Here is a 25138-nt window from a genome sequence, read left to right on the forward strand (position 1 = left end):
AGTTGTTTTATTTTTTTCGCTTAATCACATAGTTGTGTACCTGAATGGTCTTGCCATCCTGCACTACCGGAATAATCGTAAAGTCGTAAAAAAAACCAAAATCCATTAGCATTTTGAAGAATTTCCTGGCAATGGCGCGATTGGGTTCGGCGATGATTACGCGTCCATCGCCCGCCAAAAAATTCTTAAACAGTAAAATCAACGGCCGGAAAAAGCGTTCTTCGTACAACACATCCGAGGCCACAATGCAATCGTAAAGCCCGTTTAACTGCGGATTGCGCCAGTCCAGCAATTGCACCTCTGGCCGTTCAAAGCCGTTCAGCAAAAAATTTTCTGCCGTTACTTGCAGGGCCTCTGTTTCATAGTCGGTTAACAACAGCGTCTGAGGTTCCAGAGATTGGATGACCAGCGACGTTAATCCCAGGCCGACACCCAGTTCCAGCACACGCTTATTTTTGATTAGAGCCGGATTGCGCATTAAAAAACGGCTCAATCCGATGGCAGAAGGCCACAATTCGGCCCAGTAGGGCAAACGTTCGTCTTCGGCAAAAAGTTCATCGCTGATTTGATCAACCAGCGCATCCAGATTCTTTACCTTTTTTAAACGAAATATTCTTTCGCCAAATTGAATATTTTTTACAAGATAATCCATTTTTAACGCATCTTTTTCGCTCATAGTAAACACGGTTTTTTAATTACAAGCTGGTAAATGGCCTGCTTTAGTAAGTTGCTGCGTGAATTATTCGTCTAATTTAACGCGTTTGAGCCGCAGGCTATTGCTGACAACCGATACCGAACTAAAGGCCATGGCCAGAGCCGCCGCCGCGGGATGAAAGGTGATGCCGACCGTCAGCTGCAGCAAACCGGCCGCCGCCGGAATCATCATCACATTGTAACCAAAAGCCCAGAAAAAGTTTTGCTTCATGATTTTTAACGTTATTTTCGACAGCTGATGCGCTTTTTTTAGGTTGAGTAAATTTTGCCCCATCAGCACCACATCGGCGGCATCCATGGCCACATCCGTTCCGTGGCCCATGGCAATGCCCACATCGGCCTGAGTCAGGGCAATGGCGTCGTTAATGCCGTCGCCAACCATTCCGATTTTGTGGCCCCTGACCTGGTACTCTTTTATCAATTTTGCTTTTCTGGTGGGACTCACTTCGGCATGCACCAGTTGAATGCCCGCTTTTTCGGCGATCTTTTGCGTGGTCTTTTGATTGTCGCCGCTCACCACGGCCGGCTCTATTTGTTCTCTTTTAAAATAGTCAACTACTTGCGCGCTATTTTGCTTTAATTGATCGGCAACGGCAATGCCCCCCATCACTTTCTCGTTCACCGCCACAAAAACGGGCGTCAAAGCTTCCTCGCTCAGCCGGCTAAAAGCTTCTCTTGCCGACTCCGGAACTTCTACCGCTTCTCTTTCCATCAAACGCAGGCTACCCACTAAAACCTTCTGTCCTTCCATTTCGCCCTGGACGCCCAGCCCCTGCCGTGTTCTTACTTTTTTTACCGGCGGCCATTTTAAATTTTTTTCGGATGCTTTGCGTACAATCGCCTGTCCAATGGGATGGTTGGCCTGCTCTTCCAGAGCCGCGGCAAAACGCAGCAACGTTTCTTCGTCTGAATTAAATGCGATTATTTTTTGGACGGTCATCTGACCGCTGGTAAGGGTTCCGGTCTTGTCAAAAAACAGATAGTTGATCTTAACCAGATTCTGGATGATGTCGGCGTTCTTAATCAAAATGCCTTCCTGCGCTCCGCGACCGGTGGCCACCATGATGGCCGTGGGCGTGGCCAGTCCCAGTGCGCAGGGGCAGGCTACCACCACCACAGCTATGAAATACAGCATGGATTGTACCAGACCTGCGCCGCTCAACATCCACAAAATAAATATCAGCGCGGCAGCCATCAAAACCAGGGGCACAAAAACCGCAGCCACGCGATCCGCAAGTTTCTGGATTTGTGGCTTGCTGCCCTGTGCTTCTTTTATCAGTTGTAAAATCTGCCCTAAAACCGTTTCCTCTCCGGTCTTAAGCACCTGAATTTTAACCGGATGTTCCAGATTAATGGTGCCGCCAATCACCAGATCGCCGCGCTTCTTATTCACCGGCAGGCTTTCTCCGGTAAGCATCGACTCGTTAATGGTCGCCCGATCCTCGAGCAGAACGCCGTCTGCCGGAATACTGCCGCCCGTTTTTACCAGACACACATCGCCTTTTTTAATTTGTTCGGCGGAAACCTCTTCCCACCGTCCGTCTTTTTGCACAAAGGCCGTCCGCGGTTTAAGCTCCATCAAACTTTTTAATGCGCTGGTGGTTTGCGTTTTTGCCCTGCCTTCCAGATAACGGCCAAACAGGATAAACGAGGTAATCATGGCCGCCGTGTCAAAATAGATGTGATATCCGTCTAACTGGCGACCCGCCAGCGAGGGAAGAAAGGTAACCACCGTGCTGTAAAGGTAGGCCATACCGGCGCCAATGGCCACCAGCGAATTCATGTCCGCTGTTTTGGCTTTAAGGGCTTTTAAAAATCCCGTAAAAAACTGACGGCCGGAGTAGAACAACACCACCGAGGTCAGAACAAAGGCTACATATAAACGCACCTGAAGCGGAACGGATTGAACAAAGGGAAAGAGCATGGGCATGGTCAGCACAAAAACCAGCGCAGAAAGCGCAGCGCCCAGAATGACTTTCAATTTTAATTTTTTCAGATAGAGAACTTTATCGCCGAGGGCCATTTCATCAACTGTGCGGGAACCGCTCTTTAAATCCACTGCAAAGCCAAAGGCCTTTAATCTGCGGGCAACCTCTTCCAGATCGAGCATACCCGGAACATATTCCAGCAGCCCGGCCTCTTCCACGGTATTGACATTAAAATTGACCACGCCCAGCAGGGGACGGATCGCCTCCTCCACCTTTAAGGCCATGGCCGTGTCCTGCAGTCCAGCAAGCGGAATGGTGATTTTTGCTCTTTTAACATCATAACCGGATTTTTGTACATATTCCAGGATTTCCTGCGTGTTAACCTGATCTGAATCGAGCCCTAACGCCGCCTGCTCGGCCGCCAGGTTTACATTTACCGTGGCCACATGCGGCGCCTGGCGTAAGCCTTTTTCAACGCGCGTCACACAGGCCGCACAGGTCATGCCCTCTATGGGCACAAAAGTGTAAAACTTTGCTTTATTTTCTTTTTCCATTTTTCTCTCTAAACTTCAGTTTAAATCCCCGCTCAAAAAACGATGCACGTGCTCCGCCGCCCTTAGCGACGCGCCCGGTCGGCCCAACTTTTGCCTGACGATCAACATTCGTTTACGCAATTGTTCGTTTACCTGGGGATTGAGCACTTTAAACATCAGGTCGGCCGCCTTTTGCGGGGTAAATTCATGTTGAATCAATTCCGGGGCGATCTCTTCTTGCGCCACAATATTGGCCAGGCCGATGTGCGAAACTTTTATTAACAGGCGTCCCAACCAGTAGGTCAGAGCGTTAACGTGGTACACAATGACCATGGGCACGGCATAATAGGCGGTTTCCAGAGTGGCCGTTCCCGAGGCTACCAGCGCCGCATCCAGTTCTGGCAGTAAATGCTGCATGGGTTTTTCAACGAGTTCAAAATGTCCGTCCGTCGCCTGCAAAAATTGTCGGTAATAATCCTCGTGCAAGTGGGGCACTCTGGCAATCACAACTTTCTCAACCGCCCCTTTTTCAATCAGTATGCCGGCCGATTTTACCATGCGCGGCAGAAGGGATTTGATTTCGTTTTGCCGGCTGCCGGGCAGCAAGCCGATGACGGCCTTTCCTGGCTTTACCTTTTTAAATTCTTCAGGCAGAAATTGATGATGCCGGTCAACCAGCGGATGGCCGACGTATTGCGCTTTTATTCCGTGTTGTTCGTAAAATTCTTTTTCAAAAGGAAACAATACCAGCATTAAATCCACGCACTGTTTGATGGTTTTTACTCTTCCTCTGCCCCAGGCCCAAAGCTGGGGACTGATGTAGTAAATCACCGGAATGTTCATTTTTTTCAGGGCTTTGGCAAGACGAAGATTAAAGCCCGGATAGTCGATTAAGATGGCCGCATCGGGTTTGTCTTTTTGCGCTCTGTTTTTAATGGCCTTCATGACCTGACGAATAAAAGGTAAATGTTTGAGCACTTCGCCCACCCCTAAAAAAGACATCTGCCTTACATGGTAAAGCAAGGTCATGCCCTGCTTTTGCAATTCATCGCCGCCAATGCCCCACACTTCAAGTTGGGGTTGAAGGGTTTTAAGCGCTTCTAATAGATGCGCGCCATGGTGATCGGCTGAAACTTCTCCTGCAATTAAAAGAATATTTTTTTTTGTCATCTCCGCTTCCGTTTAATTAAAACTAAAGGATAAACATAGAAAATTAGCGCTTTAAAATCAATTTAGAGGCCGGTTAAGGAGAAGGGGGGAAGAGCCTGGGAAACCGTTTCAACGATTTTACGCCCCCCAGGATGGAATGCAATTCGACCGCCATTCCGGAAACACGCCCTTAACCATCCCATCTCCCTGCAAACCGTGCACTACCTGTTGCTTACTGTTTACTGTGTACTGCCTACTGTGTACTGTGTACTGTGTACAACCGATTCCCTTTCAAAAAAAATCCTGCATTCTATCACAATTTTTTGCAAATTATCTCATAAAATTTTTCTCTTTCACAAAATTTAACAGGGAGCTTCTCTGATGAAAGCCATCTCCATAGTCATTGTTTTGGCGGTCTTTATGTTAAATCATAATCTGTCAGGAAGAAACATCCATGTTCTTACTCTGGAAAAAAGCCAGCAATTAGCCCGCCAGAACAGCTTTAAAATGCGCAGTCTGCTCGAGGATTTTAAAATCGCCCGCTATGAATTGCGGGCAGCTCGCAACCGTTTTAAAACCCAGGTTAATTTAAAGTTTGATCTGCCTGATTACAGCGAAACCATCAGCAGCCTTCAGGACAGCGCCGGCCTGCATTATTTCCCGCTCAAACAGGCGCGCTACAACGCTTATTTGCAAATTGAACAGCCCTTGCCAACCGATGGCTTTTTTTATCTCTCTTCCGGAATTTACCACGTACAGGATTACTTCTTGCAAGAACAATCATTCCGCCTCAACACGCGGCTGGGATTCGAACAACCCATAGAATCATTTTATGCCTACAATCGCATTAAGTCGTCGTTAAAGATGGCCGAATTAAACTATCGGCTTTCCGAAAAACGACTTCTTCGCGCTCAACTGGATCTGGAGTACGAAGTCGCCAGCGCCTTTTACAGCCTGTACTCTGCCCTGGAGCGTAAAAACATCGCCTTGCAGACTTTACGCCAACAACGCGACGCCTATCAGCTCGCGTTGAACAAATTCAAAGCCGGCGTTATTGCCGAGGTAGAGGCGCTGCAAATGGAAGTCGATCTGGGAGAAGCGCAAAACAACTTTGACCTTTCCCTGGTAGAGGTGCAGCAAAAGGCAGATGCTTTTAAACAATTGTTGAATATCGATCTGCAAGATTCTGTCATTCTTAATACCGACTTGACTTACCCCATTGTAAAAATCGATCTGCAAAAAGCGCTGGAATTTGGTTTTAAAAATCGGCTGGAAATCCAGGAAAGAAAAATCGCCATTGAGCAGCAAAAACTAACCCTAAAACGCATTGACGCTGAAAATCAAATCCAGGGTAAAATTTCCGCTTACTACGATTTTATCGGCGTCCGGCAGGAACCTCGTTATTATGCTTTAAACACAACCTTTCAAAATGCCTGGGAAGAATTAAAGAAGCGCCCCGGAAATCGCGGCATTGCCTTTTCCATCACCATACCTTTGTGGGACTGGCACGTTAACAAAAATCAAACGCTTGCCCAGAAAGCCCGCTTACATCAACAACAAATGGCCTTAAAAGACCTTGAAATCACCATCAAACGCGATATCCGCAACACGGTGATGGAACTGGAAAGCAGTCTCAAGCGTCTGCAATTGCTAGAAAAAAACGTGGCCGTCGCCGAAAAAAGTTTCGCAATCAGTAAAAATCGTTTTGCCAACGGCGATATCAACAGTCAGGCTCTGGCGCTGGATCGCAACCGGCTCAGTCAGGCTTACAACTCCCGCTTAAACGCGCTGATCAATTACAAACTTTTACTGGCTGATGTTAAACGCAAAACCTTTTATGATTTCGTCAATGATCATCCCGTAAGCCTGGACGACTACTTGCAGCAGGAGTGAAAATAAGCTTTGATTTGATTCACAGCCGCAACCATAATCAACCGCAACGCGCGCAGAATAATTTTCTCGTAGATTACGTTAATCATCGCAGAAAAAGATTGCTGCGCGCCAAAGCGAAATTTTTCAGGAAAATCGTTCGGTCCTTCTGTTTTACCTCGCCACGTTTTGGGAAGATTTCTCCTCGCCCGTGGGACGGGCTCGTCGAAATGACTGGGGAGAGGCCGTGGGACGGGCTCGTCGAAATGACTGGGGAGACTACCTTTTGCCATCCCGTGGAGCGCCTACCACTTTATCTTTTCAAGAATCCCGCCCGGAGGGATAATCTTTAATTTACAATCAACTTCCTTCTTCCACTGCTTTTACCTTTGCTCCGCTTTTCAAAATGCCCAGCGAAAGCTGTTTGAAATAATTGCGCAAATCGTCAAACACGGTATAGGCCCAGGGTACGGCAATCAGCGAGACCAGCGTAGAAAAAATCAATCCCCCGATAATCGTTCGGCCCATTGGTGCATAAGGAATCCCGATCATCTTGGTGTTGCCAACCGCCATGGGTATCAGGCCGCCAATCGTCGTAAAAGCCGTCATTAGAATAGGGCGGAAGCGGTTTCGACCGCCTTCAATCAAGGCCGTCAGACGATCTTTGCCCTGCTTACGCAAACGATTGACCAGATCAACCAGCACAATGGCGTTGTTGACCACAATTCCAATCAAAATAATAAAACCAATCTGACTCATCATATCCTGGGGCGTATCGGTCAAATACAAAATCCAGAAAGCGCCCACAAACGAAAAGGGAATTGACACAATTACCGATAGAGGGAGAACAAAGGATTCAAACAAAATGCCCATCAGCAAAAAGACAAAGGTGATAGAAAGAATGATTGCAAACATCATATTCTGATTGCTTTCGGTCAGCCTGAAAAAGCGTTTGCCTTTAGACCAGGAATAACCGTAAGGCATTTTAAAGCCAGACATAACCTGGTCAATTTTAGCGTAAACAGCGGCAATGTCCTTTGAAGTGGTATTCGCTTTGACGCTCAAATAGGTCTTCCCGTTTTCGCGATGGATTTCGCCAAAGCCTTTGGTCACTTCCAGCTTTGCTAAGACGGCCAGCGGTATCTCTCGCCCGTTAGCCGAAAAGAAGGTAATGTTCTTTAACTGCTCAAAATTTTCACGGTCTTCCTCGCGCAACTGCAAAAGCATGGCCACTTCTTTTTCATCCGTCTGGAATTTAGGCAGCTGGATGCCGCGTAAAGCGTACATGATGGTGCCGGTAATAACGCGCGGACTAATGCCGTACTTGCGCGCCTGTTCGCGGTTAATGATAATGTGCACTTCGTTCTGGCCTTTTTCCTGATCGGTTTCCACGCTGATGATTTCGGGAATGGCGCTGATGCGTCGCTCCACTTCTTTTGCCAGTTGCGCCAGCTTGCGCGTATCGTCGCCGTAAAGACTTACCGTAACCGAAGCCGCTTCATCTCCGCCTTCCTGCCGCCAGGAAGTGCGATACTTTACGCCGGCAAACTGAGGCAGTCGTTTTTTTACATCCGCTACCACCTCGTCGCGACTCATTCGATTACCGTCATTCCCTGCAAACATACTTAATAACGACCTGAAAATTACTTCGTACCACTCTTCATTTTCTTCCGGCACCAGAAAGACATGGATGCGTCCGAAATTCTGACGATAGCGAACATCGATCGTACGCACTTTATAAACCTCGGCTTTGGCGCGAATCGTATCTTCCACCGCCTTAATCACACGTTCGGCATCTTCCAGCGTGTAATTATCTGGCATATCAACCATAAGCCGAAAGTCATTAATATTGCCCTCCATGTTGTCTGTTTGTCCCACATGAGATGCAGCAAAGGTCATGGAATAAAGAATGGCCATTAAAATCAAAAACGATTCGATGCGATGCGTGAGCACCCAGCGCAACGTCGACTGATAGTATCCATTTAAACGGCCGATTATCGGCGGTTCGCTAACCTGGCGCCGACTGACAATTCGGCTGGCGGCCAGCGGGATAAATACCAGCGCCACAAACAAAGAAGCCAGCAGCGAAAAAATAACCGGCAGACCAATGCGCAGCATATAAAAACGGAAGCCAACATCATCGTTCATCAATATTAAAGGCAAAAACACGACTACGGTCGTTAGCGTAGCCATGGTAACGGCTAAAGACACCTCGCTGGCGCCCTTTGCTGCCGCCGCTTTCATATCCAGGCCCTGCTCTTTTTTGTGATAAATATTTTCCAGCACCACAATGGAATTATCCACCACCATTCCAATGGAAATCATCAATCCCATCATGGTGATCAGGTTCATAGACCAGCCGATAAAATAGATGATGGTTAAGCTGATGAGTATGGAAAGCGGAATGGCCACAATAACAATCATGGTCATGCGAAAGCGGCGCAGGAAAAAATAGAGCACCAGAAAAGCAAAAAAGCCGCCCCATATCCCGGCTTTTTGCAAATTATTAACCGATTCTTCAATGAAATGCCCCTGGTTAAACAAAACCTCCATTTTAAAACCGGTTAAGCGCGTATCGTTCAGCAGTTCATTTAGCCGCCCTTCGATTTGCCGACACAGTTTTACCGTATTGGCCATGGCTTCCTTGTAAATACCCACCTGGATGGCAGCCTGACCATCGATGCGCTGAATCCACTGCCGCTCCGGAACATCGTAAATCACATCGGCCACATCTTTTAAAAAGATATTCGTGCCTTTAATGGGGATGTTTCTAATATCATCCAGGCTGCGAAACTTACCGATGGTGCGCACATAAATCTTTTGCCCGCCGGTACGAATGTACCCGGAAGACATGGAAAAATTGTCCTGCCGCAGAGATTCGATCACATTGTAAAGATTGATTTTGTAACTTTTGATGGCATCCTGGTTAATGTAAATCAGAATCGATTTTTGTTCTGCGCCCCATATTTCCACACTGGCCACGCCGTCAATCCGTTCCAGCGGTTTTTTGATGATCTGTTCGGTAAAATAGTAAGGATCGTCCAGCGGCTTTTCCGGAATTAACGCCACCCACATGATGGGCTCATCGTCGTTGCTCCACTTGCGAATAAAAATGCGCTCCACATCCTCCGGCAGATCGGCCTTGGCCCGATCCAGACGATCGCGCAGCTGCGAGTAAGCCAGATCCATATCCGTGCCCTGAACAAAGCGCACAAAGGCCCAGCAGCCGTTGGTAAAGCTGTTGGTCTCCACGCTTTTTACGCCCTTTAAAGTGCGCACATGTTCTTCAATAGGTCGGGCGATAAACTGCTCAACCTCTTCCGGGTTGGCATTGGGATAAGGAATCCACACGCCCAGAAAAGGCGGCGAAAACCCGGCAGGCATCAATTCTACCGGTATCTGTTTGTAAGCGATAAAGCCCACAACCATCAGGGCCAACAGGGTCATTACAACCGTTACCGGCCTAAAAAGAGCCAGCCGGGGCAGCAGCCCTATTTTATCTTTTTTCTCATGCATTACGATTCACTCCCTGCTTCCAGCGCCGGTTCACTAACCGGAAATTTTTCACGGCTTACCAGATCATAAAAGGTTGGAATGACCACCAGCGTTAACAACGTGGAAGTGATCAATCCAACGATAACCGTAATGGCCATCGGCGTGCGTATTTCTGCGCCGTCTCCCAGCCCCAACGCCATGGGCAATAATCCCAGCACCGTTGTAGATGTCGTCATCAAAATCGGCCGCAACCGCACCTTGCCGGCCGTCATTACCGCTTCTACCTTGGGCATACCCTGACGACGCAGGTGGTTAATGTAATCCACCAGCACAATCGCGTTGTTCACCACAATACCGGCTAACATGATCATCCCCAGAAAAACCACAATGCTTAAAGGAATGCCTGTTAAATACAGATACCAGACCACGCCGATAATAGCCAATGGAATGGTAAAAATAATGATAAATGGATGAAGCAGCGATTCAAACTGCGACGCCATGACAATGTAAACCAGAAAAACAGCCAGAGCCAGGGCCATCATTAAACTGTTTAAAGAGGTTTCCATCTCTTTGTTTTGACCGGCCAGCTCGTAGCTGAAATCCAGCGGAATATCCATCTTCTGAATCTCATCGAAAATTTGTTGATTCAATTCATTGAGTTTGTAGCCGGGTAAAATGTTGGCCGTGATGACCGCCGAGCGCTGCTGATCGATGCGTCGGATCTCCGAAGGGCCCTCTTTGATACGCAGGGTTGCAACCGATTCCAGCGGCACCGGTCTCATTCCGGCAGGATTCACGATTAAGCGGCGCAAATCGTAAATGCTCTCGCGATCGGCCTCGCGCAAACGCACCAGCACTTCAATGCGGCGATCTTCTTCTTTGAACTTGGTGCTCACATCGCCCTGAATCTTATTGCGTAGGATGGAAGCCACCGTACGCACATTTAATCCGTAGCGCGCCAGTTTTCGTCGGTCAAAAAAGATTTGTATCTCCGGATTGCCCCGCTGAATATTGGCGCGCACATCGACCAGCCCTGGAATTCTGGAAAGCCGATCTTCCAGCTCATGGCTTAATTGTTGTAACTTGACCAGATTATATCCCTTTAAATGAACTTCAACCGGCGTTTTAAAAGAAAAAAGCACCGGCCGGGCAATGTCCATTTCGATGCCGGGATAATCCTGAAAAATTCGCCGTACCTCACGAATCACGCGCTCTTCAAGCGGCGCAATATGGCCCATGGGTTTTAAGGTAACCGTTATTCTTCCGGTGTTTTCGCCCTCGTCGGTCTTGGTAGAAGCGCTTTTGTCCGCGCCGCTGATCGACGAAACCATCTGTACGCCCGGAATTTGTGCAATGCGCTGCTGAATGGCTTCCATTCGCTGGTCGGTCTCTTCCACGGGCGTGCCGACCGGCAAACGAATTTCAACAAAGAATTCGCCCTGATGCACCTGCGGAATCAGCTCGCTGCCCAGCCGCGGCGCCACAAACAAAATGGTGATCAAAAACAGCGCAAAAACACCGCCAATCACCTCATAACGCCTTTTTAACGCCTTTTGCAGAAGCAGCGGATAACCGTTTTCTATCCTCGAATAGACGGCGTTAAAACCGGCAATCAGCGCCGCCATGATCGGCGCAAAAATTAGTTTCAGCAGCTGCGCCAGTAAAAAGCCGAAAATGGTGAACTCCAGCAGCAAGCTGTGGAAAAAGCGAAAAGCCATTTCCATCAGTAAAAAGGAAAAGAATTTTACAGAAAAGAACAGCGCTTTAAAGGGCGCCGCAATCAGCTTTAGAATTTTTTTAACCACGGAGGCCTGTGCGAATTCCGCAAAAATTTTAGCGAAATCGGCATACAGAGTGGGAACGGCGTTATAGGCGAAATACCCATCCCAGATGCGGTTGACAAAGCGGAAAAACGGCGCTTCTTTTTTAGCGGAAAAACTCTGCAGCCATTGGCCGTAGTGAAAATCTTTTTTGACAAAACCCAAAATCCAGCCCACTGGTTGCAGAAACGCGAGAATAAAGAGCAAAAAGCCCTTGCCTACCGTAACCAGCAAACCGACAAAAATCTGGGCCATCCGTCCAATGGCCATAAAAAAAGCCCGCACATTATTCCCGATCGAAATCAATGCGCCTTTGAGTCCGTTGCCCTTAACCGCCGGTTGTTGCTTTTTTCTAAAATCAAGAATAAAGTTTTCAGGAAGTTTACCGGCCTGGATATTCTGCACAAAACTGCCGATCTGGCGGGAAGAAAGCATGGGAATTAAAAACAAAGCCACCAGCAGCGAGGCCAGTAGCGAAAAAACAACAGTCAAAGCCAGATCGCCAAACACCTGTCCGGCCACGCCCTGTACAAAAACAATGGGGAAAAATACGGCGATGGTCGTCAAAGTCGATGCGGTTACCGCGCCGCCCACTTCTTTTACGCCGCGAATGGTGGCCGCAATTAATCCGTCGCCCTCTTCTCGACAGCGGGCAATACTCTCCAGCACCACAATCGAGTTGTCCACCAGCATGCCAATGCCCAGCGCCAGACCGCCGAGCGACATGATATTCAGCGACACATTAAAAATCTTCATCGGGGCAAAGGTGGCCACAATCGAAAGCGGAATGGAAATGCCGATGATCACCGTGGGGCCCAGCCGTCGCAGAAAAATAAACAGAATCAAAATGGCCAGCAATCCGCCCTGGATGGCGGTTTTCTTTACTTCGTTAATCGAATTTTCAATAAAAATCGACTGATCAGAAAGGGTTTTGATGGAAACGCCCTCGGGAAGTCCGTAGGTAATAAAATTGGTCATTTGCTTGGCCAGCAAATTCATCCTTTGTGGATCGATTTTTCGGGAGCCTAACTTTTCCTTTTTCAAACGCTCCACAAAAGCGCGCTGAGCCGGAGTGCCGTAAAGCCTGTCTTTTACGCGCCGCGCAACCGCTACGATATTGGCATCGGCCTCTTTGTAAATTTCGATTTCAACGCTCTCCTTGCCTCCGATGCGCGTGATAATCTGGCGCTCTTTGCTGGTGCGCGTTACGGTTCCCACATCCTTGATTTTTAAATCGACGCCATTCCAGCGGCCAATCACAATATTCTCAATCTCTTTGACCGACCGAAATTCGTTGAGCGTGCGCACCAGATATTCGGTTTCGCCTTCTTTCAATTTTCCGCCGGCCATGTTAATGTTTTCCTCGGCCAGACGCTCGCGCACCGTTTGAATATCCATCCCAATCAAGGTCAGTTTCTGTTCGTCCAGCTCCACGCGAATTTCTTCTTCCAGGCCGCCCTTAACTTTAACGGCAGCCACGCCGTCAATCGTTTCCAGCGCACGCTTGATCTCTTCTTCGGCCAGGTAGCGCAGAAAGGTCAAACTGACGTCGCCATACAACCCGATGCGCATGATGGGATCCAGCGAAGGATCGTAGCGTAAAATAATCGGTCGTTTTACTTCCAGCGGCAGCATAACCTGATCCAGCTTTTCACGCACGTCGGCCGTCGCTTTGTTCATGTCTGTATCCCAGGTGAACTCTAAAATCACATCGGATTGTTCGGCTTTGGAAACGGAGCTAATGGTCACCAGATTATCCACCACGCCCAGGGCCTGTTCAATAGGTCGCGAAATGGCGTTTTCCACCTCTTCCGGCGCGGTTCCCGGATATTCCGTCCGTACCGTTAACGAAGGATAGGTCATTTCCGGCATCAAGTTGAGCGGCAGCTGCTGGTACGAAATCATGCCAAAAACGAAGATGCCAATAACCACCATCAAAATGGCCACGGGACGTTCTGTGGTAATGCGAAAAATCGTATTTCTAAAAGAATCCTGTGTGTTTTTCATATTGTTTTTCCTGATTCAATTTGCGCTCAGAGATCAATGTTTGCTGACAAGAACATTTTCACGAACATTGACGATGCGAACTGGAGTTTGGTCTTTCATGCCTGCCTGCCCGACCACAATGATCATCTCGCCTTCTTCAATGTCTTTTAAAACTTCTACCTTTTCATTATCCTCATAACCAGGTTGAATTTTTACGCGGTGAGCAATGGAATCGCGCACTACATAGGCGTACATATTTTCATTCTCGTAAACGATGGCCGTTTTGGGCACCAGCACCACGTCTTTGTGCGTATCCAGAATAATGTGCACGTTGACAAACATTCCGGGACGCAAAATAGACGAACGATTGCGTACGCCAACCGTCACCTTAAATGTTCCGCTGGAAGGATCCACCACCGGACTCAGGCGCTTTACCCACCCTTCGAACCTTTGTCCGGCAAAATGATCGGAAGTAATATAAGCTCTTTGCCCGATCTTCACCTCACGCATGTTTTTTTCGGGCACGTAAACCACCGCAATAACCTGCGAATTATCGACCACGGAAAATAATTTATCGGTGGGCTGGATTCTTTCGCCGATCTTGGTAAGACGCTGACCAACCCGCCCGGTAATCGGAGAACGCACTTTGGTGAAATCCAGTTGAAGCTTGGCCTGCTTCCAGGCGATCTCGGTAGCTTCCAGAGCGTAACGCGCTTTTTCAAACTCTTCCTGACTCAAAAGATTTTTTTCGAACATGGCCTTTAAACGGTCAAAATTGCGTTTTTGCTGTTCATATTCCACACGCGCTTTTTGTTCAGATAGTTCATATTCGCGCGCTTCCAGCTCCAGCATCACCTCGCCTTTTTCCACATATTGGCCTTCTTCTTTGTAGATTTTTTCTACGATGCCCTGAATCCGGCTGTAAACGTCGGCCATCACTTCGGTTTCCAGGTTGGAGCTGATGAGCAGGTACTTGGCAATATCGCCGCGCAAAACGGGCATAACTTCCACCGGCACGCGCTCCACATTTTTTGCAGGGTCGTTCATGTTCACACCGGCTCTGGCGCTGGAATCATTACGCTGATTTTGAGCATTTATCCGGTCTTTATTGCCCTGTCTCCCGCAAGCCGCCAGTATCAACAGACTTAAGCCCAATAACAGAATCAAAGTAATAGAGCGTTTCATATTTTCCCCTGTGTTTTAATTTCAGATAGCGTTTATTTGATTTAAAATTTTATTTTCCATACGATAAAATCCTGGCCCATGTTTCAATTTTAAAAAAATAATCAAGAATTACAATTAAAAAGTGAAATAGCTAACAGAAACGCACCTAATTTAATAAACACGGGTATTTAAGAAGGCGCTGCCTGTTTTGGAAACAATGTACGCGTTTAACGAAAAGTGTCAAAACAAAGTTGGATAATTGAAGACAAAACGGCTGGAGGAAAATCCTTTATTAGAAAGATTGGAAAATTTTTGCTAAATTGCTTAAAATCGATACTCAATTAAACTTAAAAGTTATGGAAATGCGACATTCAATTCCTAATCAACTGACAATATTCCGGATTCTACTGACGCCCGTTTTTGTTTTCTTTTTTCTCAAAGGCGGGACTTCCAATATTCGCATTGCCAGCATTATTTATTTGATAGCCTCCATAACCGATTGGTACGACGGTTACATTGCCCGTCGATTACATATGATCACGCGGCTCGGCCAGTTTATGGATCCGCTGGCCGATAAAATTCTGGTCTCTGCCGCGCTGGCCGTTTTCGCCCACGAAAACTATCTGGAATGGTGGGCAGTGATTTTGATCATAACCCGCGATTTTTTAATCACTGGCCTGCGCCTTTTTGCCCTTTACATCGGTAAGCCGATTATCACCTCCGTTATTGCCAAGTGGAAAACCTTTTTGCAAATGTTTTTTATCTTTGCTCTGTTGATTTACCTGAATATTCCCGGCGTACCGGAAATCCGGCTGGACAGGGTGTCCAACCCCTATTTGATCTGGACGACGCTCAGCATGTACCTGATTGTCGTTCTTACCATTGTTAGCGGCGTGCACTATTTGATCGTCAATCGTTCACACGCTATGGAGCTCTTTAAACGAACGTTTTATTTGTTGACTAAACCGTTCCAAAGCAAGGGAGATTAAGTGAAAAAGGGATTGATCTACGTGATAGGCGCCGGCCTGGGAACCGGTTATGCGCCGGTCGCCCCCGGTACTGCAGGCAGCCTTTTAGCCGTTCTTTTGTTTTTCCTCTGGCCTCAGGCTTCGTTCTTCTGGTTAATGATGGCCATCGTCTTCTTTTTGATTGGCGTGCCGGTATCAACGGCTATCGAAAAAGAACACGGACAGGACCCTTCGCTGGTGGTGATAGACGAAGTAGTGGGCCAATGGCTGGCTTTAATCTTTTTGCCGATTTTTAACTGGAAAATTGCCCTGGCCGCCTTTTTACTCTTTCGTCTGTTCGATATCTGGAAGCCCTTTCCCATCAACCGTTCGCAATCATTAAAAGCCGGCTGGGGCATCATGGTCGATGATGTTTTAGCCGGTATTTACGCCAACATCGTTTTGCAAATTGTTTTACGGAGCGGATTGCTGCGATGAAAGCCATTAAAGCCGAAATTCTTTCCATCGGAAACGAGCTTTTAGCGGGCATTACCATTAATACCAACGCTGCTTACATCGCAAAACAGTTGCATTCCATCGGCATTGAAGTGCAGCGGATTACCGTAATTCCCGACCAGACAGAAGAAATTTTACAGGCCTTAGCAGGCGCTCAACAACGCGCACAGGTGGTTATTTGCACCGGCGGTCTGGGCCCCACGCCGGATGACATCACCAAACAGGCTTTGTGTCGTTTTTTTGACGTACCGCTGGAATTTGAGCCCACCGTTTTCGAAGACGTTCAACGTTTTCTCAATCACCGACGCATCTCTTTAAATCAGGCAAACCGCGAGCAGGCTGTCATTCCTAAATGCGACCTTGTTTTGCACAACCATCGCGGAACGGCGCCTGGCCTGTACTTCAAACGCCATAATACGCACTTTTTCTTTTTGCCCGGCGTACCCGGCGAGGTGCGCCATCTGATGCAAAAAGACGTGCTGGCCCTGCTGGCCGAGTTTTACCGCCTTAAACCCATTACCACACGCCTTTTAAGGACCACCGGCATTCCGGAATCGCGATTGATTGACAAAATCGGCGATCTGCTGGAGCAATACCGCCAATTCCGGCTGGCCTTTCTGCCCCGTTTTCGCGGGGTTGATTTGCGCTTTACCCTGCCGCAGGACGCTGAACAGGAACGCAAAACTTTCGAAGAGTTTGTGGCCAGCGTTAAAAACCGCCTGCAAAAATACATCTTTACGGAAGAGGAAAAAGAACTGGAAGAAGCGCTGGGCGAAATTTTAAAAGGAAAAGGCCTCACACTTTCCGTAGCAGAGAGTTTTACCGGCGGCCTGCTCGGCGATTTAATCACCAACGTTCCTGGCAGCTCCGCCTACTTTCTGGGCGGCGCCGTCACTTACAGCAACGCCAGCAAAATGCAGTTACTGGGCGTTAAACAACAAACCCTTCAAACCTTTGGGGCGGTCAGCCAGGAAACCGTTTTAGAAATGGCGCGCGGCGTACAGAATCTTTTTAAAAGCGACTGCGCCATCGCCACAACCGGCATTGCCGGCCCCGGCGGCGCAACCGCCCAAAAACCGGTCGGTTTATGCTACATTGCCGCTCGTTTTAAAGATAAAGAACGCGTCAAAAAATTTCAGTTTGGCGCCGATCGCATCATGAACAAACAACGGGGCGCCATCGCCGGACTGGAGCTGCTACGCCGTTTGATTTTGAACATTGAATGAGCGTTGGCGCTGAAAGCCTTAAAAAAAGAAACTATAAAACCGATAAACAACAGGGCAAAATCATGGAAACCATTCGCAGTTTTGTGGCCATCGAATTACCAGCGGATTTAAAAAAACAAATCGATCAATATCAACGGCAATTAAAACCGCTGTGTCGGCACACGCGCTGGGTAAACAGCAAAGGGCTGCATATTACGCTCAAGTTTTTAGGCGAACAGGAGCCGGACTTGATTGACCGCGTACAGCAGAATCTGTTTCATGTGCAGGGCGCGGTAAAGCCCTTTCGGCTCACCGTTAAAAATTTCGGCGCCTTTCCGGGCAAACGCAGCCCGCGCGTCCTGTGGCTGGGCGTTGTCAGCCAGCCGCTCGAAGCGGTTCACGATTTGTTTCAATTCATCGAAGAGAATTTACACGGCCTGGGTTTTGTTAAAGAAAAAAGACGTTTTTCGCCTCACCTGACACTGGCGCGCGTTAAACAGCCCGGGCGTTTTGATCCCCTGTGGGAATACGTACAAAAACACCCCTTTGAACCTTACACTTTTGAAGTAAACAAAATCGTTTTAATGCGCAGCATCTTAAAACCGCAGGGCGCCGAATACCGTCCCATTGCCACGTATTCTCTGCGCTAAGACGGCATTTGGTAAATGCGTAACGCGTGACGGGTAAAGGGTAAGAGTTTAGCAGTTTAGCGGTTTAGGCGTTTTTGTAGGGGCGAAGCCGTCGGCGTCGGCGTCATTTCGAGCATCCCTCCCCTGCAGAAGACGAAAAATCTTTTTCCTCCTTCACCGCTCCCTGAGCGCATTCGAATGGAGCGGAGCCGATGAAAGTTCCTTCACAATCAACGGTTGCTTCGACTACGCTCAGCAACCGTATTCCCGCTCCCTGAGCGTAGTCGAAGGGAGCGGTTTGTCCCCCGGTGACGGAGTAGTCCCGCCTCTGTTAAAAGGCCCAATCAAGATTGTAAAAAAATGAATTCTCTTTTTTAAAACCCTTTTTATTTTGCCTTTCTGTGGCTATATTTAGGGGTGTCATTAAACTACATTTTTTGAGGAGATAGAACCGTTTATGGACAATAATCAGGAAAAGGCAAAAGCCATAGAAATTGCCGTTTCGCAAATTGAGCGCAATTTCGGTAAGGGCGCCATCATGCGCCTGGGTGACCGCGTAAAAATTGATGTGGACGTTATCCCCACCGGTTCGGTTTCGCTGGACGCCGCCCTGGGCATTGGCGGGGTGCCGCGGGGACGCATCACCGAAATTTACGGGCCGGAATCTTCCGGAAAAACCACCCTGGCGCTGCACATCATTGCCGAGGCGCAAAAACGCGGCGGACTGGCCGCCTTTGTGGACGCCGAACATGCGCTCGATCCCGGCTATGCCAAAAAATTGGGCGTGGACACCATCAACCTGCTGGTCAGCCAGCCCGATAATGGCGAACAGGCGCTGGAAATCGTGGAAACTCTGGTACGCTCAGGCGCGCTGGATGTGATCGTCATCGATTCGGTGGCCGCCCTGGTACCCAAGGCCGAAATTGAAGGCGAGATGGGCGATTCGCACATGGGCTTGCAGGCGCGATTGATGTCTCAGGCATTACGCAAACTAACCGGAACGGTCAGCAAATCTAACACCTGCGTTATTTTCATCAACCAGATTCGCGAAAAATTAGGCGTGATGTTTGGCAATCCCGAAACCACCACCGGCGGCCGTGCGCTGAAGTTTTACACATCCATCCGCCTGGACATCCGCCGCATTGCAACCATTAAGGTGGGCAATGAAATGGTAGGCAACCGGACGCGCGTTAAAGTGGTCAAAAACAAGATGGCCCCGCCCTTCCGCGAAGCCGAGTTCGACATCATGTACGATCAGGGTATCTCTAAAGAAGGCGATGTGCTGGACAAAGCGGTGGAATTCCGCATCGTGCAAAAATCGGGCACCTGGTTCTCTTACAACGACCTGCGCCTTGGGCAGGGCAGGGAAAATGTAAAGGCCTTTTTGAAAGAAAACCCCGAAGTCTTTCAGGAAATTGAAAAACAGGTGCGCATGAAAGTCGGCCTGGAAAAAGACGAAGCCGAAGCAGACGCCCAGGGAAAAAACGTTAAACAGGAAAAATAAGACACATATTTAGCTCCCCGCTAAGCCTGTTTTGCGGGGAGTTGTTTTTTACAGCTATGCAAATAACCAGAATCGAACGCGCTTCAAAAAGCAAACCGCACTACCATCTTTACGCAGACGATGCGCTCCTGATGACCGTTACCGAAGAGACGCTTTTACACTTCCGCATTCATAAAGGTCTTACGCTCAGCGACGCCCTGCAAGAAGAGATCTTTGCCCATGACCAGTTGCAGCGTTGCCTTGAGCAGGCTTATCGCTACTTGAGCCGCCGCAGTCATTTTCGCAAGGAGCTGGCGCGCAAATTGACCACCAAAGGCTACCCGCCGCACGTCATCGAACAGGCGCTCGATTATCTTGACCAGAAAGGTTATTTGAATGATCACGACCTGATGTTCCAGTTTATTCACGACGCCATCCGTCTGAAACAATACGGCCCGCACCTGATCAAACGCAAATTATTTGAGCGCGGTCTTGACAGCGAGGAAATCGACGCGGCGTTGGAGTCGGCCTACCCTCCGGAATTGCAGGCCGCTACCTGCCAGCGGCTGGCTATTAAAAAATGGAAGTCGCTGCAAGGTCTGGAACCTTCCAGAGGGCGGCAAAAACTATTCGCCTTTTTACAGCAACGCGGCTTTAACAGTGAAAACATTCAACCAGTGATTGAAAATCTGTTTGAAGATTAAGCATACGCAGCACGCGTCTTCCCCTTCCTGCTTCCTGCCTACTGTTTACTGTGTCAAGTCCATCCATCAAACGGCGTTGCATTTTATTTTCTGAAAAGCCATAAAATAAAAGAAACGATCACGCTTAAAAGCAGCATGGTAGTAATGGGAAAGTAAAGCTTAAAATTGGGCTTATCGATGTAAATATCGCCGGGCAGGCGGCCGATGGGCAGTTTGCTCAGGTACGGCCAGACAAAGCTAAGGATAATCAGCAGCACGCCCAGGTACAGCAGAATTTTTTGCCAGGCGCTCATTCCTGCCTCCTACAAATTCAATTCTTTTTTCAACCGTGAAATCAAATCCGGAAAAAAGAGCGGTTTGGCAATAAACCGATCGCGATGTTTTGTTAAATGCTCGTCAAAGCCCACGGCATGGGCCGAAACAAACAGTACAGGAATGTTTTTGTAAGCTTCTTGCGTTTGCAGCCAGTCGTAAAATTGCAAACCGTTTTCGCCGGGCAGCCCCACGTCGGTGATGATTAAATCGATCTTATTTTTTTCCAGCACCTTCCTCGCTTTTTGCGTATCGCCACAGCCGTGCACAATAAAGCCCTCTTTTTCCATGAATAATTTAGCCAGGATCAACGTTTGTGTATCATCATCTACAAATAAAATGGATGCCACGATCTTTCCTTATTTAAGTTACAATGTTCTGTTTTAAAAATGCTGACCGCTTGAAATTTTAATATAGTCACTTTTTAGCATATATTTCAATCAAATTTTATTGGTAATAAACGTAAAAAGCTTATATATTTGGCAACTGATAAAAAAACGTGGAGAAAAGCGATGACAGCCAATGAAATACGACAACAGTTTATTGATTTTTTTATTTCCAAAGGACATACATTTGTGCCCAGCGCACCGGTTATTCCGCAGGACGACCCCACCCTGCTGTTCACCAATGCCGGCATGAATCAGTTTAAAGATATCTTTCTGGGTAAAGGAAAACGCGAGTACACGCGCGCCGTCAATTCGCAAAAGTGCATCCGCGTCAGCGGCAAACACAACGACCTGGAAGAAGTGGGACGCGATACCTACCACCACACCTTTTTCGAAATGCTGGGCAACTGGTCATTTGGAGATTACTACAAAAAAGAAGCCATCCAATGGGCCTGGGAACTGTTAACCGAAGTCTGGAAGCTACCCAAAGAAAAATTGTTCGCCACCGTGCACCACACCGACGACGAAGCGGCTGAGTTGTGGAAAAGCGTAACAGATATCGCGCCGCAGCGCATTCTGAAGTTTGGCGATAAAGACAATTTCTGGGAAATGGGCCCCGTTGGTCCCTGCGGCCCCTGTTCGGAAATTCATATCGATCTGGGAGAAGAATTTTGTGATTTAAAGGGCCAGGAGCACACCTGCGGAGTAAACGGCGACTGCGGCCGGTACATCGAATTGTGGAATCTGGTCTTTATTCAATTTAATCGCGACGAAAACGGTACGCTGCATCCTCTGCCGGCCAGGCACGTGGACACGGGCGCCGGGTTTGAAAGACTGGTCGCCGTTTTGCAGGGCAAAACCTCCAATTACGATACCGATGTGTTTATGCCCATTTTAGAGGCCATTGGCAAGATGGTCGGCCAGGATTACCGCCAGTCTGATGAACAAATGGCCTTCCGCGTCATTGCCGACCATATTCGCATGCTGACCTTCTCCATCGCCGATGGCGGCATGCCTTCCAATGAGGGACGCGGGTACGTCATGCGGCGCATTTTGCGTCGCGCCGCGCGATACGGCCGCAACCTGAATATGCGCGAGCCCTTTATGTACAAACTGGTGCCCACCGTGGTGCAAATGATGGGCGACGTTTACCCCGAAATCCGTGAACGACAGGAACACATCATGGCCGTCATCCGGGCCGAAGAAGAACGCTTTAACCTGACGCTTGACCGCGGCCTGGAAATTTTTGAAAAAATCAAAGAAGACCTTAAAAGCCGGGGCGAAGCGGTCATTCCCGGCTACGAAGTCTTTCGCCTTTACGACACCTTTGGATTTCCCGTGGACTTAACGCGCATTCTGGCCGAGGAAAACGGTTTGACGCTGGATATGGCCGGCTTTGAAGAACACATGGAAGCCCAGCGCAAACTGGCGCGCGAATCTTCCAAATTTGTAATGACCGAAGGCGAACAACAATGGATCGTTTTAAATGAAGGCGCCGATTCGCGCTTTGTGGGATACGACGAACTGGCCATTGAAACGCACATCATGCGCTACCGATTAAGCGAAAAACATCTTCAGGTCATCTTAAAAGAGACGCCCTTTTACGCCGAATCCGGCGGACAGGTGGGCGACAAAGGTACCATCAAAGGCGAAAATTTCACTCTTAAAGTGCTGGACACCAAAAAAGAGGGCGATCACATCGTTCATTTTTGTGAACCCGTCACAGATTTTAAACCGGCATCGGACAAAGTGCTGGCCGAGGTCACCTCTTCTGAACGACGGAGTACGCAAAAGAATCATACGGCCACCCATTTGCTGCACGCAGCCTTACGTAAGGTGCTCGGCGCGCACGTTACGCAGGCCGGTTCCCTGGTTGAGCCCAACCGCCTGCGCTTTGACTTTAACCACTACGATCGCCTGAGCGAAGAACAGATCCGCGAGATCGAACGAATCGTCAACCGCAAAATTCAGCAGAACATTCCTTTGCAAATTGCTTACGAAAAGTTCAGCGAAGCCAAAAAGAAAGGCGCCATGGCCCTTTTTGGCGAAAAATACGGCGATCTTGTTCGCACCATTAAAATCGACGATTTTAGCTTTGAATTGTGCGGCGGCACGCACGTAAAAGCCACTGGCGAAATCGGCGTGTTCATCATACTTTACGAAGCGGGCATCGCCGCCGGCATTCGACGCATTGAAGCGCTTACCGGCGAAAAAGCGGTAGAATACATCCAGCAGAAAAAACAGATTTTGCATCAGCTGAACGAACTGCTTAACGCCACCGACGAAGAGCTGACGCCCAAAGTGGAACAATTGCTCAATGAAAAACGCCATCTGGAAAAAGAGTTGCAAAAGGCGCGGACGGCCAATCTTCAGGCCGGTGTGGAAGATCTTTTGGCAAAGGCCCAAAAGGTTAACGACATCAATTTATTGGTTCATGAATTCACCGATACAGAAATGGATGCTTTAAAATCGCTGGGCGACAAACTGCGCGAAAAATCAAAAAATCTGGTGGCCCTGCTTCTCACCGAAAAGGATCAAAAGCTGAATATGGTTTGCGTGGTGAGCGACGATCTGATCCAGAGCAAAAAATTACACGCCGGAAATCTGGTGCGTGAGGTGGCCAAACAGGTAGGTGGCGGCGGCGGCGGACGCCCGCATCTGGCAACGGCCGGCGGAAAGCAGATAGAAAACAAACAAAAAGCCATCGAACTTCTGAAAAAACGATTGGCTGAACTGTAAACGCCATTGCCGGACATTTTTACGATAAAATTTCAGCAACCTATTCGGGGCTATGGGCTATTTCTGTCAACGTATTACGTTGAACCTGTGCGCCTATCTGGCGTTGAATTTTAATGCATCTCAAAAAGCTCCGGTTGCGCTAAAACGCGAAAAAGGGACACCCGATGGGCAACGTTGCTCAACGCAAAGAGTTTGCGGATCAGGGCATCCGTAAACTCTTTTTTAATATTCCGGCGATCTTTTAAAGATCAGCCCTGGTTCGGACGATTAGTGTAACAATTTATGAACGCAAAACCATTTAAACGGAACAGGGGAATTTCTATGACCAAAAGCAGACGCATACTTGTAACCGGAGGCGCCGGCTACATCGGTAGCCACCTGGTGCACGACCTGATTGAAGCCGGCCACCAGGTCGTTGTACTGGACAACCTGTCGCTGGGCCGCAAAGAAAACCTGCCGCCGCAGGCGCAATTAATCGTTGGCGACATTCACAACGAAAGCGATCTGGAGCGGGCCTTTTCGCAGCCGGTGGAAGTCGTTTTTCATTTTGCCGCCTGGAAGGCAGCCGGCGAATCGATGACCAACCCTACTAAATATGCGCAAAATAATATCTGCGGCTCTCTCCAACTAATTGACGCCTGCGTTAAGCACCAGGTGCGTTATTTTGTCTTCTCCTCTTCTGCCGCCGTGTACGGTGATCCGCAATATCTGCCGGTCGATGAAAAACATCCCACACAACCGGTTAATTACTACGGCTACACCAAATTAGCCATCGAAGAAAATTTGCGCTGGTACAGTCAGCTAAAAGGATTGTACTACGCGGCGCTGCGTTATTTTAATGCCACCGGCTACGACATTAAAGGCCGCGTAAAAGGCAGAGAAAAAAATCCGGCCAATCTCTCCCCGGTGGTCATGGAAACACTGGCCGGCGAACGCCCCATCATGCAGGTCTTTGGCAACGATTACCCCACGCCGGACGGCACCGGCGTCCGCGACTACATTCATGTCAACGATCTGGCGTCGGCGCACATTCTGGCCATGGAATACCTGCTGCAAAACAACAAAAATCTGACGGTCAATCTGGGTACCGGCAGAGGACACAGCGTGCTGGAGGTCATCCGCGCCGCTGAAGAAGTGACAGGTAAAAAGGTAAACTATCAAATCGTTGACCGCCGCCCGGGCGATCCGCCGGAGTTAGTGGCCAGTTGCGACCTGGCCTATGAATTGCTGGGCTGGAAGGCTCAATATTCGGATTTAAAAACCATCTTTAAATCGATGATGCCGGTTTATTTAGTTGAATAGTTGAATGGTTGAATGGCCACCGGCCTGTCATTCTGAACGGAGCGTAAGCGGAGAGAAGAATCCACACCGTTCGACGGACATTTCTATTCCAGCTACTGGCCAGGGGTTAAGAGTGTAAAATTTAAATGGTTCAATGAAAGCTTTAATGCTTTTCATCGTAAGATAAAAACGCCTGACGAGCCTACGACTTTCTGTTTCCTTCTCCCTGACTTTTATTCTGGGAGAAGGGGCGCAAGAGGTGAGGGCTATTGCGGAAA

The 25138-nt window shown here is 48.5% G+C and carries 17 protein-coding genes; 9 read left to right on the top strand and 8 right to left on the bottom strand.

The annotated features are described in order from the left end of the window. Window positions 1–7: 7 nt before the first annotated feature. From Cabys_RS18295 to lpxB, 3 genes are all read right to left on the bottom strand, one after another. On the bottom strand, window positions 8–676 hold the full coding sequence (locus Cabys_RS18295) for a class I SAM-dependent methyltransferase (RefSeq protein WP_006927878.1): 669 nt from the start codon (window positions 674–676) through the stop codon (window positions 8–10). 63 nt (window positions 677–739) lie between these two features. Then, entirely contained in the window at window positions 740–3196 is a 2457-nt protein-coding gene (locus Cabys_RS18300; protein ID WP_006927877.1) for a heavy metal translocating P-type ATPase, read from the bottom strand. A gap of 15 nt (window positions 3197–3211) precedes the next feature. Continuing rightward, a complete protein-coding gene (gene lpxB / locus Cabys_RS18305) occupies window positions 3212–4345 on the bottom strand; it encodes a lipid-A-disaccharide synthase (protein ID WP_006927876.1) in 1134 nt (377 codons plus the stop codon). A gap of 360 nt (window positions 4346–4705) precedes the next feature. Between lpxB and Cabys_RS18310 the strand changes: the two genes are divergently transcribed. Continuing rightward, the gene (locus tag Cabys_RS18310) at window positions 4706–6217 is read left to right on the top strand and encodes a TolC family protein (RefSeq protein ID WP_006927875.1); all 1512 of its coding nucleotides are present in this window, start codon (window positions 4706–4708) and stop codon (window positions 6215–6217) included. Window positions 6218–6553: 336 nt separating this feature from the next. Here Cabys_RS18310 and Cabys_RS18320 read toward each other — a convergent pair whose 3' ends face one another. From Cabys_RS18320 to Cabys_RS18330, 3 genes are read right to left on the bottom strand one after another with little or no spacing between them, the layout of a single operon-like run. Continuing rightward, entirely contained in the window at window positions 6554–9709 is a 3156-nt protein-coding gene (locus Cabys_RS18320) for an efflux RND transporter permease subunit (protein ID WP_006927874.1), read from the bottom strand. Beyond that, on the bottom strand, window positions 9709–13515 hold the full coding sequence (locus Cabys_RS18325; RefSeq protein WP_006927873.1) for an efflux RND transporter permease subunit: 3807 nt from the start codon (window positions 13513–13515) through the stop codon (window positions 9709–9711). Before Cabys_RS18325 ends, Cabys_RS18320 begins: the two co-directional genes overlap by 1 nt. A gap of 33 nt (window positions 13516–13548) precedes the next feature. Next, window positions 13549–14679, bottom strand: coding sequence for an efflux RND transporter periplasmic adaptor subunit (locus tag Cabys_RS18330; RefSeq protein WP_006927872.1), 1131 nt, complete (start codon window positions 14677–14679; stop codon window positions 13549–13551). Window positions 14680–15020: 341 nt separating this feature from the next. Between Cabys_RS18330 and pgsA the strand changes: the two genes are divergently transcribed. The 6 genes from pgsA to Cabys_RS18360 all read left to right on the top strand — a co-directional run bounded on the left by pgsA (window position 15021) and on the right by Cabys_RS18360 (window position 20142). Next, on the top strand, window positions 15021–15647 hold the full coding sequence (gene pgsA / locus Cabys_RS18335) for a CDP-diacylglycerol--glycerol-3-phosphate 3-phosphatidyltransferase (RefSeq protein ID WP_044281704.1): 627 nt from the start codon (window positions 15021–15023) through the stop codon (window positions 15645–15647). Next, window positions 15648–16103, top strand: a complete 456-nt coding sequence (locus Cabys_RS18340) for a phosphatidylglycerophosphatase A family protein (RefSeq protein ID WP_006927870.1) — start codon at window positions 15648–15650, stop codon at window positions 16101–16103. Further along, entirely contained in the window at window positions 16100–17347 is a 1248-nt protein-coding gene (locus Cabys_RS18345) for a competence/damage-inducible protein A (protein WP_006927869.1), read from the top strand. The genes Cabys_RS18340 and Cabys_RS18345 overlap by 4 nt, the downstream gene beginning before the upstream one ends. Before the next feature lie 62 nt (window positions 17348–17409). After that, window positions 17410–17976, top strand: coding sequence for an RNA 2',3'-cyclic phosphodiesterase (gene thpR / locus Cabys_RS18350; protein ID WP_169833736.1), 567 nt, complete (start codon window positions 17410–17412; stop codon window positions 17974–17976). A gap of 436 nt (window positions 17977–18412) precedes the next feature. Continuing rightward, a complete protein-coding gene (gene recA, locus Cabys_RS18355; RefSeq protein ID WP_006927867.1) occupies window positions 18413–19459 on the top strand; it encodes a recombinase RecA in 1047 nt (348 codons plus the stop codon). 56 nt (window positions 19460–19515) lie between these two features. Continuing rightward, on the top strand, window positions 19516–20142 hold the full coding sequence (locus tag Cabys_RS18360) for a regulatory protein RecX (RefSeq protein ID WP_006927866.1): 627 nt from the start codon (window positions 19516–19518) through the stop codon (window positions 20140–20142). Between the two features lie 83 nt (window positions 20143–20225). Here the strand turns inward: Cabys_RS18360 and Cabys_RS18365 are convergent, their stop codons facing one another. Beyond that, window positions 20226–20435 (bottom strand): DUF2905 domain-containing protein, encoded by a 210-nt coding sequence (locus Cabys_RS18365; protein ID WP_006927865.1) that lies wholly within the window; start codon window positions 20433–20435, stop codon window positions 20226–20228. 9 nt (window positions 20436–20444) lie between these two features. Next, window positions 20445–20804: a response regulator gene (locus Cabys_RS18370; protein ID WP_006927864.1), complete on the bottom strand. Its 360-nt coding sequence runs from the start codon at window positions 20802–20804 to the stop codon at window positions 20445–20447. A 162-nt stretch (window positions 20805–20966) separates the two neighbouring features. Between Cabys_RS18370 and alaS the strand changes: the two genes are divergently transcribed. After that, the gene (gene alaS / locus Cabys_RS18375; RefSeq protein ID WP_006927863.1) at window positions 20967–23579 is read left to right on the top strand and encodes an alanine--tRNA ligase; all 2613 of its coding nucleotides are present in this window, start codon (window positions 20967–20969) and stop codon (window positions 23577–23579) included. Window positions 23580–23900: 321 nt separating this feature from the next. Next, window positions 23901–24881 (top strand): UDP-glucose 4-epimerase GalE, encoded by a 981-nt coding sequence (galE, locus tag Cabys_RS18380; protein ID WP_006927862.1) that lies wholly within the window; start codon window positions 23901–23903, stop codon window positions 24879–24881. The last annotated feature ends 257 nt before the right edge of the window (window positions 24882–25138 follow it).

This window comes from Caldithrix abyssi DSM 13497 (genome assembly GCF_001886815.1).
Taxonomy (GTDB): domain Bacteria; phylum Calditrichota; class Calditrichia; order Calditrichales; family Calditrichaceae; genus Caldithrix; species Caldithrix abyssi.

Coding starts and splice junctions, on each gene's coding strand:
- galE (WP_006927862.1), top strand. CDS start 23,901: ATGACCAAAAGCAGACGCATACTTGTAACCGGAGGCGCCGGCTACATC.
- Cabys_RS18345 (WP_006927869.1), top strand. CDS start 16,100: ATGAAAGCCATTAAAGCCGAAATTCTTTCCATCGGAAACGAGCTTTTA.
- thpR (WP_169833736.1), top strand. CDS start 17,410: ATGGAAACCATTCGCAGTTTTGTGGCCATCGAATTACCAGCGGATTTA.
- Cabys_RS18360 (WP_006927866.1), top strand. CDS start 19,516: ATGCAAATAACCAGAATCGAACGCGCTTCAAAAAGCAAACCGCACTAC.
- Cabys_RS18300 (WP_006927877.1), bottom strand. CDS start 3,196: ATGGAAAAAGAAAATAAAGCAAAGTTTTACACTTTTGTGCCCATAGAG.
- Cabys_RS18365 (WP_006927865.1), bottom strand. CDS start 20,435: ATGAGCGCCTGGCAAAAAATTCTGCTGTACCTGGGCGTGCTGCTGATT.
- Cabys_RS18330 (WP_006927872.1), bottom strand. CDS start 14,679: ATGAAACGCTCTATTACTTTGATTCTGTTATTGGGCTTAAGTCTGTTG.
- lpxB (WP_006927876.1), bottom strand. CDS start 4,345: ATGACAAAAAAAAATATTCTTTTAATTGCAGGAGAAGTTTCAGCCGAT.
- recA (WP_006927867.1), top strand. CDS start 18,413: ATGGACAATAATCAGGAAAAGGCAAAAGCCATAGAAATTGCCGTTTCG.
- Cabys_RS18320 (WP_006927874.1), bottom strand. CDS start 9,709: ATGCATGAGAAAAAAGATAAAATAGGGCTGCTGCCCCGGCTGGCTCTT.
- alaS (WP_006927863.1), top strand. CDS start 20,967: ATGACAGCCAATGAAATACGACAACAGTTTATTGATTTTTTTATTTCC.
- Cabys_RS18310 (WP_006927875.1), top strand. CDS start 4,706: ATGAAAGCCATCTCCATAGTCATTGTTTTGGCGGTCTTTATGTTAAAT.
- Cabys_RS18325 (WP_006927873.1), bottom strand. CDS start 13,515: ATGAAAAACACACAGGATTCTTTTAGAAATACGATTTTTCGCATTACC.
- pgsA (WP_044281704.1), top strand. CDS start 15,021: ATGCGACATTCAATTCCTAATCAACTGACAATATTCCGGATTCTACTG.
- Cabys_RS18295 (WP_006927878.1), bottom strand. CDS start 676: ATGAGCGAAAAAGATGCGTTAAAAATGGATTATCTTGTAAAAAATATT.